The sequence below is a fragment of the Synechococcus sp. genome, assembly GCF_982614295.1.
The window spans coordinates 4,264-12,537 of sequence record NZ_CEXBMR010000048.1; the positions used below are offsets into that span (position 1 = coordinate 4,264).

Sequence of the window (8,274 nt, forward strand, 5' to 3'; positions counted from 1 at the left end):
CCTGGATCGCTAATACCTGGCAAGCCAGCATCGCTAATAAGGGCCAGTGATTCCCCTGCGGCCAGCTTTATTAATAATTCAGGAATGCGTTGTTTTTGGTTGTGTTCATGAAAACTTATTAGGGGCTTACGAATGCCAAAACCATGCAGCAGCAAGCCGCTATGCCGCGTATCTTCACAGGCGATGCGATCTACCCCAGCTAGCACCAACTGTGCTCTTGGCGATAGGTCGCCGCGATGGCCAATAGGTGTGCCCACCAAATAGAGCACTCCCCCTTTGGGTTCTGAGCTCTCGGTCACAATGACTTCCTGTTGTACCTCCATGATGCCCTTACCAACGGGTGTAGAGCTGGATCCACTGCTAACGGTTCTAAGAACCTTGAGTTGGCAATCGGCAGATATTTTGCGGGCTTATGCCCGGGGCGAACAGCCCCCCTATGGCCACTGCCGCGCCTTAACGGTTGCCGATGGTGGAGAAGGCCCTGTTACGGCAGCTGATTTAGCAGTAAATAAACAACTGCTTGAAGGCCTTGCCAATGCCTTTCCAGCTGCTCCTTGGAACTTAATAAGTGAGGAAACAGCAAAAGATCAAGCCCTGGATCCGCAATATCAATGGCGTTGGATCCTTGATCCCCTTGATGGCACAAAGGATTTTTTGCAGGGAACTGGTGAATACGCCGTTCATCTAGCCCTTGTGCAGCAGCAACGGCCTGTGCTCGGTGTGGTGTTAATCCCAGAACGGCAAGAACTTTGGCTTGGTCTATTGCTCGATGGAAGAGGCTCGGCCTGGTGCGAAAACCGCGCCGGAGTAAAAAAACCTGTGGAATTCAGTAATCGCCAAGAATTAGCCGAACTGGTATTGGTGGCAAGCCGCAACCATCGTGATCAGCGCTTAGAGCAACTATTGCAGCAATTACAAATCGGCAGTTGCCTCACGGTGGGCAGTGTGGGCTGCAAAGTGGCGGCAATTCTGCGTGGTGATGCAGATGTTTATGTGTCGCTGTCTGGTGAAACTGCACCCAAGGATTGGGATATGGCCGCACCGGAGGCGGTATTAAGGGCCGCTGGTGGAGGCTTTAACCACGCCGATGGCAAAGCCCTTACCTATAGCAATGGAAGTTTTCTTCAGGCTGGTTGTTTAATTGCTAGCCATGGCCGTAGCCACCAGCTCCTATGTGAGCGGGCAGCAAAGGCGATGGCCGGCATCGATCCCGGCTTTCAAATTTAGGCAGCTAAGCGCTTAAACCTAAACCTCTCCAATCGGCAGGATCACCGTTGGTTCGGGATCTGAACCATCCTGGGGTACACCGCGCAAACTCAAGTTAATGCGGCCGCGGTTATCGATTTCCCGAACCCGCACTGTTACCTGATCACCCACATTCACCACATCTTCCACTCTCTCTACCCGTGATTCAGATAGTTGAGAGATATGAATCATGCCTTCTTTACCGGGAAGGATTTCAACAAAAGCGCCGATTGGTATTACCCGGGTTATGTGACCCTGGAATACTTCTCCTTCACTAATGCGGCGTGTAAGCCCTTCGATAATTTTTTGAGCTTCTTCCGCTGCTGCACCGTCGTGGCTTGCAACAGTAACGATGCCGGTATCTTCGATATCGATCTTGGTGTTTGTGCGCTCTGTGATGCCCTTGATGGTGCGACCACCAGGACCAATAACAGTGCCAATCAATTCAGGATCGATGCGGAAACTAAGCAGTCTTGGCGCGTGGGGCGACATTACATCGCGTGGTTTATCAATTGCTTCAAGCATTTTCGCAAGGATATGAAGCCTCGCTGGACGCGCTTGATTTATCGCTTTTGCGATTGTTGGCACATCAAGACCGGTCATCTTCATGTCCATCTGTAGAGCTGTGATGCCCTTTTCTGTGCCAGCAACTTTGAAATCCATATCGCCAAGGAAATCTTCAATTCCTTGAATATCGGTAAGGATCCTCACTTCTTCTCCCTCCTTAATTAGCCCCATGGCAGCTCCACTAACAGGGGCTAGGAGTGGCACACCTGCATCCATCAAGGCAAGGGTGCTCCCACACACTGAACCCATCGAAGTGGAACCGTTGGAGCTAAGGCATTCGGAAACCACCCGCAGCACATAAGGGAAGGATTCTTTGCTTGGAAGCACAGGGATTAAGGCCCGTTCAGCTAGAGCACCATGGCCAATCTCCCTGCGACCTGGTGATCGCATCGGTTTTGTTTCACCGGTGGAATAAGGCGGGAAGTTGTAGTGATGTAAGTAGTGCTTCTCATTGATGGGATTTAGATCATCCATCTCTTGAGCATCAGAAGGGGTGCCCAAGGTGGCGGTGGAAAGCACCTGGGTGAGCCCGCGTTGGAATAAACCCGAACCATGCACTCTTTTTGGTAATACGCTCACAGCTGCGCTGATTTCACGCACCTGGTCGAGCTCGCGGCCATCTACCCGTTTGCCCTGTTCCAAGATTTGAGCCCGCATCATTGTTTTGGTGAGGGCTTTAAAGCTGTTGCCAAGCAGCTTGCTGCTGCTGGAAATCGCAGTTTTTACTGGATCGCTATCACCAAGGGCTGCGATTGTTTCGGTTGCTTTTAACTTGATTGCGTCTAGTTGGGTATCCCGCTCACCTTTGCTAAGGCTGAACTGGGCTAGCACTTTGCCGATTTCCTTGGAGCACTGCTTGCTCAGGTAATCAGGCACTTTTTTATCTTCTTTTGGTGCTTCTGGCATTACCTGCTCAATCCCCATTGCAGCGAGGATGTCGCGTTGATGGCGGATTAATTCCCCAACTGCTTCGTAGCCGAAGTCGATGGCTTCAATCATGTCTTGCTCAGGCAGCTGCCTCGCGCCCGCTTCCACCATCACCACCCCATCAGGGGTTCCAGCTACCACGAGATCAAGTTCTGATCTTTCGATTTCACGGAAACTTGGATTCAAAATGAAGTCGTCGCCAAGTAAGCCCACTCGCACCGCAGCCATTGGGCCATGGAAGGGGATCTTGGCAATCAAGGTGGCAAGTGATGCGCCGGTTACAGCGAGCACATCAGGGGGAACCCTCTCATCTAGGGAAAGGCAAGTAGCAACGATTTGAAGATCGTCGCGCAACCAATTTGGGAAAAGGGGGCGAATTGGGCGATCAATCAACCTGCAGGTGAGGATTGCCCGCTCAGGGGGGCGCGCCTCACGGCGAAAGAAACTCCCAGGTATGCGACCAGCGGCATAGAGCCGCTCTTCGTAGTCGCAGGTGAGAGGAAGGAAATCAATGCCATCGCGGGCGTTAGCTCGGGTGGCAGTTACGAGCACCGAGGTGTCTCCGCATTCAATGAGCACGCTGCCGCCGGCTTGAGGGGCATAACGGCCCGTGGTCAGCCTGATCTCCCGACCATCGAAGGAGATCGACCGAATTTCACCTTGCACTTGTTCTTATGTCCTGCTTGTTCGTTCTTATCTTTACATCCAGCCGGCAGGAATGCGGCAAAAAAAACCGAGGCATCCACTGGATACCTCGGTGAAACGATGATTGGTTATAGCTTGAATCGTTAAAAAACCAAGTTACCAGCTGGATTTCACAACACCAGGCAGCAAACCTTTGTGAGCTCTCTCCCTTAGTTGGTTACGGCAAAGCCCAAAGTCGCGGTAGTAGCCACGAGGCTTACCTGTGGCCCAACAGCGATTGCGAACCCGATTGGGTGCGCTGTTGCGGGGCAACTGTTGGATTTTACGGTGGATATCAAGGCGCTCCATAGGGCCTGCTGCAGCTTGGAAGGCCTCCATTAGTGCTGCGCGCTTTGTGGCGAAGCGCTCAACAATTTTTTTGCGCTTCACATCCCGCGCAATCATCGACTTTTTCGCCATATGGCTGCCTGAAAAGGATTTATTTGTTCAACAAACTTAGCCGATCAAAGGCTCGTAGCAATTTCTGGCTTAACGCCCCAGCAATTGCTGCACAAAAGCTAGTTGGCTGGTGTCTTTAACAATTAAAACAACACTGAGCCCTAGCAGTAGGAGCAAACCTGACTGGGTAAAAGCTAGTTGCAGGCGTTCAGGTAGTGGTTTACGCCGCAAACCTTCGAGCAGCAAAAACAAAAATTGACCCCCATCAAGCATCGGTAGAGGCAATGAATTAAGTACGGCCAAATTCACTGAGATCAGTGCCGTAAACAAAAACAAACTGCTGCCGCCTTGCTGAGCCAGTTTTGCCCCCATTTCCACAATTTTTACCGGCCCAGATATCTGAGGTGCGGTTTCACCAAAGTTTGTTGCTAAGGCCACAAAACCAGAAATTGTGCGGCGCAGTATTTGACTGAATTCCCTTTGCGCCTGCTGCCATATCTCAAGGGGGTTATGGGCCCTTCGATAAATTTCATCGCCATCGGGCTGTAATTGAGCCCCAATACGGCCGCTGCCACTTTGGCTGGCTGGGGTGAGTTTCAAGCTGGTGGAAACGCCATTGCGATTCACCTCCAGCGCTAAGGGTTGATTTGGTGAATTCTTTACTGCTTCCACCAATAGCTGCACCGCGTTGGTGCCGGCACCCAATGATTTACCGCCCAAGCCCACCACCAAATCGCCAGCTTCAAGGCCCGCTAGCGCAGCGGCCCCTTCGGGTTGCAATGCAACCACCAGCACGCCACTGCCGGCATTAAAACCAGCTGGAATCCCTACCAATATTCCTTGGGCGCACAGCACTGCTAGAGCAAGCAAAAGATTCGCTATTACTCCGGCTGAAATAACTAAAGCTCTTTGAACTACAGAACGATTTTTTAATAAATCGGGGTCTTTGGGATCAAAACCGCTTTCGGGATCGTCGTCTGGAAAAGCTACATAGCCACCAAAAGGAATTGCCCTTAAAGCAAATTGCACACCGCGGCTGCGGCGCTCAAGCACCACTGGGCCAAAGCCAACATTGAAACTGGTAACTCGGATCCCTTGCCAAACCGCGGCAAAGAAATGCCCTGCTTCATGAACAACGATTAATAAAGCGAGGATTGCCAGCGCTGAAAGAACACCCACCTATTTCTTGCCAAGGTCCGATGTTTCATTGTGACCGCTCAGGATCAGATCTGTGCCCATGTAAGGAGCGAGCGCTACCGGCAACTTGATACTGCCATCACTTTGCTGCCCATTTTCGAGCAATGCAGCCATGGTTCTACCCACCGCTAAGCCACTGCCATTCAAAGTGTGTAATAAAGCTGTTGTTTTGGCTTCTTTAAAACGAATCGCAGATCTACGGGCTTGAAAATCTCCGCAACTACTACAGCTTGAAATTTCTCTATAGGCGCCGGCCCCAGGTAGCCACACTTCTAGGTCGTAGGTGCGAGCAGCTGAAAAGCCAATATCTGCGCTGCAGAGTTCTAGCACTCGATAGGGAAGTTCAAGCGCTTGCAGCACAGCTTCTGCATCAGCAGTGAGTTGCCCATGGGCTTCGCTTGATTTGTCTGGATGACAAAACCAATACAACTCAACTTTGTTGAATTGATGCAAGCGGATCAAGCCACGGGTATCCCTGCCGTAGCTGCCGGCCTCTCGGCGGAAACAAGGGGTGTAAGCCACGTATTTCAAGGGAAGCTGTTCCGCCGGGATCACCTCATCACGATGAAGGGAGGTGATGGGCACTTCCGCTGTTGGGGTTAGCCACAGATCGTCGTCTGCGCAGCGGAAACTTTCGTCGGCAAATTTGGGTAGCTGGCCTGAGCCGGTGAGGCTGGCACTATTAACCAAAATTGGAGGCAAAACCTCTCGATAACCCTTGCGGCCATGGAGATCAAGCATGAAATTGATTAATGCCCGCTCTAGCCGTGCGCCCATTCCCAGCAGGGTTACAAATCGGCTTTGAGCGATGCGTACAGACCTTTCAGTTTCAAATAAACCAAGCCGCTCACCTATTTGCCAATGCTCTTCAAGGCCTTTTTCTTGCCTGGGTGAACCCCAGCGTTTGATTTCAACATTATCGGCTTCGCTTTTGCCATCAGGGGTTTGCGCCGATGGCAAATTGGGCAAAGTTAATAGTTGTTCTCGCAGCTCAACTTCCAGGGATTTTTCTTCTTCCTCTAAAAGCGCTACTTGATGCTTCACTTTATTTCCCTGATCCCGCAGGTTTTGTAGCTCAGGGCTATTTGGTGATACACCAGCTTTAATTTGTTGCCCCATTTCTCGGCCGATGCGGTTGCCTTCGGCTTGCAGATTGCTGCGCTTTTCCTCTACGTCTCTCAACTGCTTGGCACTTTGCTGCAGCGATGAAAGATCGAGGCTTTTACCCCTGCGTTGAAGCTGATTAGCAATCAGCTCGGGGTTATCACGCAGCAGGCGCTGATCCAGCACGGGCCAAGGGCATTTGCATCGAGCCTAGGGGCTGGTGTTAGAGCCAATCTCTAGAGCACTTGCACCACTTCACTAACTTCGGGGATTGCTTCGCGCAACTTGCGCTCGATGCCCATTTTTAGGGTCATGGTGCTACTGGGGCAGGAACCACAAGCCCCCTGCAAACGCACCTTCACGATTGGTCCGTCGATTTCCACCACCTCCACATTGCCGCCGTCGGCCATTAAATAAGGACGCAGCTCATCGAGGGTGCGCTCCACGTTTTCAAGGGTGAGGGCTTGAAGATCACTACTCATGGCTACAGGTGCAGATATAAGTAAATCCTAGGTTCCTAAAGCAATCGGCGGCCCAATTGGTCGGCCGCCCTCAGCGCAGCGCTAACTGCCGCTGGGCTAACAGGGAAAGGTTCGTTGTGGCTGCTCTCTCCTGGGATTACAGAGCGTTCTGCAATGCGGTTCAACTGTTCATCGCTATTGGCATCAACCCCCACTTGAGCCAGGCAGATTGGTAATCCCACAGCTTGCTGGTAGCGGTAGATCTCTTCAATTTCTGATTGGGGGCGACCCTCCAGCACCAATTGGGTTAATAAACCAAAGGCCACCTTTTCGCCATGTATGTGGCTGTGGCTGCCTTCGATCTCAGAGATGCCGTTGTGTACAGCATGGGCCACAGCTAAACCGCCACTTTCAAAACCCAGGCCTGAGAGCAAATTATTGGCTTCCACCACCCGCTCTAGGGCTGGTGTGGTGGCTCTGGCTTCCACTGCTGCGCAAGCGGCAGGGCCATCGGCCAGCAGGATTTCACAACAGAGTTTGGCGAGGGCTGTGCCAGTGCGGCTGGGCAGGCCCCCCACCACGGTGGTGCTGCAACTTTCACGCACGGTGCGCGCTTCAAACCAGGTGGCCAAGGCATCACCAATGCCGCCCACCAGTTGCCTTTTGGGGGCCCTAGCTATTACTTCAGTATCTACTAAAACCAGCAGGGGGTGGCGGTTGTAAAAACGAAACCCCTCCACGCTGCCGCCGGCGTTGTAGATCACCGAAAGGGCACTGCAGGGGGCAGCACCGCTTGCCAGATCGAGGCCAATTCCCGCTTAGCAGTGCCAGCGGCGATGAATAACACCCGCCCCTGCAAACCCAACCGTTGCATTTCCCTGCCCAGTTCTTGGGTGGCACCTGGCCCTTGCACATAACGGCCAGGGCTAGCAAAAACAATCAGCGGCCGCTGGTGAATACAAACCACGCTTTTGGAATGGGCCATCGAAAAATAGAAGCGGTTTGCTTACTAGGATCTTGGTATGACAGACGCTCCTGTTTCACGGATTCGCAATTTCTGCATAATTGCCCATATCGACCATGGCAAATCAACCCTGGCCGATCGCTTGTTGCAAGACACCGGCACGGTGGCAGCCCGCGATATGCAAGCTCAGTTCCTCGACAACATGGAACTGGAGCGAGAGCGGGGCATAACAATCAAGCTTCAAGCCGCTCGCATGGAATACAAAGCAGCTGATGGTGAAAATTACATTCTTAATTTGATAGATACTCCGGGTCATGTGGATTTTGCTTATGAGGTGAGCCGCAGCCTTCAAGCCTGTGAAGGAGCACTGCTGGTGGTGGATGCCAGCCAGGGGGTTGAAGCGCAAACCTTGGCGAATGTTTATTTGGCTTTAGAAAATGATTTAGAAATAATTCCAGTGTTAAATAAAATCGATTTACCCGGTGCTGATCCCGAGCGTATTGGTAGGGAAATTGAAGAAATTATTGGCTTAGATGTATCTAAAGCAGTTCATTGTTCTGCAAAGACTGGTATTGGCGTATCGGAAATATTGCAAACAATTGTTGATCGCGTGCCGGCGCCAGCAGATCGCGTGGAAGAGCCTTTGCGCGCATTGATATTCGACTCTTACTATGATCCTTATAGAGGAGTTATTGTTTACTTTCGTGTTATCAGTGGGCGGCTAGC

At 51.8% G+C, this 8,274-nt stretch carries 10 protein-coding genes; 2 read left to right on the forward strand and 8 right to left on the reverse strand.

All coding sequences use genetic code 11. The annotated features are described in order from the left end of the window. Nucleotides 1–323 (reverse strand): SAM-dependent methyltransferase (locus tag AC2JC8_RS08320; protein ID WP_484594508.1); only part of this gene is annotated, 323 nt, incomplete at its 3' end. Between AC2JC8_RS08320 and AC2JC8_RS08325 the strand changes: the two genes are divergently transcribed. Next, nucleotides 322–1,227, forward strand: coding sequence for a 3'(2'),5'-bisphosphate nucleotidase CysQ (locus AC2JC8_RS08325; protein WP_484594509.1), 906 nt, complete (start codon nucleotides 322–324; stop codon nucleotides 1,225–1,227). The two genes, AC2JC8_RS08320 and AC2JC8_RS08325, sit on opposite strands and share 2 nt — an antisense overlap. A gap of 18 nt (nucleotides 1,228–1,245) precedes the next feature. Here AC2JC8_RS08325 and AC2JC8_RS08330 read toward each other — a convergent pair whose 3' ends face one another. The 7 genes from AC2JC8_RS08330 to AC2JC8_RS08360 all read right to left on the reverse strand — a co-directional run bounded on the left by AC2JC8_RS08330 (nucleotide 1,246) and on the right by AC2JC8_RS08360 (nucleotide 7,569). Next, nucleotides 1,246–3,405 carry a polyribonucleotide nucleotidyltransferase gene (locus tag AC2JC8_RS08330; protein ID WP_255131150.1) on the reverse strand — a complete coding sequence of 720 codons (2,160 nt, stop codon included), beginning with the start codon at nucleotides 3,403–3,405 and terminating at the stop codon, nucleotides 1,246–1,248. Between the two features lie 135 nt (nucleotides 3,406–3,540). After that, nucleotides 3,541–3,843 carry a 30S ribosomal protein S14 gene (gene rpsN / locus AC2JC8_RS08335; protein WP_255131149.1) on the reverse strand — a complete coding sequence of 101 codons (303 nt, stop codon included), beginning with the start codon at nucleotides 3,841–3,843 and terminating at the stop codon, nucleotides 3,541–3,543. 69 nt (nucleotides 3,844–3,912) lie between these two features. Further along, nucleotides 3,913–5,001, reverse strand: coding sequence for an RIP metalloprotease RseP (gene rseP / locus AC2JC8_RS08340; RefSeq protein ID WP_481929176.1), 1,089 nt, complete (start codon nucleotides 4,999–5,001; stop codon nucleotides 3,913–3,915). Then, nucleotides 5,002–6,309, reverse strand: coding sequence for a serine--tRNA ligase (gene serS, locus AC2JC8_RS08345; protein WP_484594510.1), 1,308 nt, complete (start codon nucleotides 6,307–6,309; stop codon nucleotides 5,002–5,004). 50 nt (nucleotides 6,310–6,359) lie between these two features. After that, nucleotides 6,360–6,605, reverse strand: a complete 246-nt coding sequence (locus tag AC2JC8_RS08350) for a NifU family protein (RefSeq protein WP_106500552.1) — start codon at nucleotides 6,603–6,605, stop codon at nucleotides 6,360–6,362. A 35-nt stretch (nucleotides 6,606–6,640) separates the two neighbouring features. Continuing rightward, nucleotides 6,641–7,348 carry a dehydroquinate synthase/iron-containing alcohol dehydrogenase family protein gene (locus AC2JC8_RS08355; protein ID WP_484594511.1) on the reverse strand — a complete coding sequence of 236 codons (708 nt, stop codon included), beginning with the start codon at nucleotides 7,346–7,348 and terminating at the stop codon, nucleotides 6,641–6,643. Beyond that, entirely contained in the window at nucleotides 7,345–7,569 is a 225-nt protein-coding gene (locus AC2JC8_RS08360; protein WP_484594512.1) for a hypothetical protein, read from the reverse strand. The genes AC2JC8_RS08355 and AC2JC8_RS08360 overlap by 4 nt, the downstream gene beginning before the upstream one ends. A gap of 37 nt (nucleotides 7,570–7,606) precedes the next feature. Here AC2JC8_RS08360 and AC2JC8_RS08365 point away from each other — a divergent pair. Next, nucleotides 7,607–8,274, forward strand: a 668-nt coding sequence (locus AC2JC8_RS08365) for a GTP-binding protein (protein ID WP_484594513.1), incomplete at its 3' end; no start/stop codon positions are given.

Bases quoted from the DNA above. Each gene is read 5' to 3' on its own strand.
- AC2JC8_RS08325 (WP_484594509.1), top strand. From the start codon at position 322: ATGATGCCCTTACCAACGGGTGTAGAGCTGGATCCACTGCTAACGGTT.
- rpsN (WP_255131149.1), bottom strand. From the start codon at position 3,843: ATGGCGAAAAAGTCGATGATTGCGCGGGATGTGAAGCGCAAAAAAATT.
- AC2JC8_RS08350 (WP_106500552.1), bottom strand. From the start codon at position 6,605: ATGAGTAGTGATCTTCAAGCCCTCACCCTTGAAAACGTGGAGCGCACC.
- AC2JC8_RS08360 (WP_484594512.1), bottom strand. From the start codon at position 7,569: ATGGCCCATTCCAAAAGCGTGGTTTGTATTCACCAGCGGCCGCTGATT.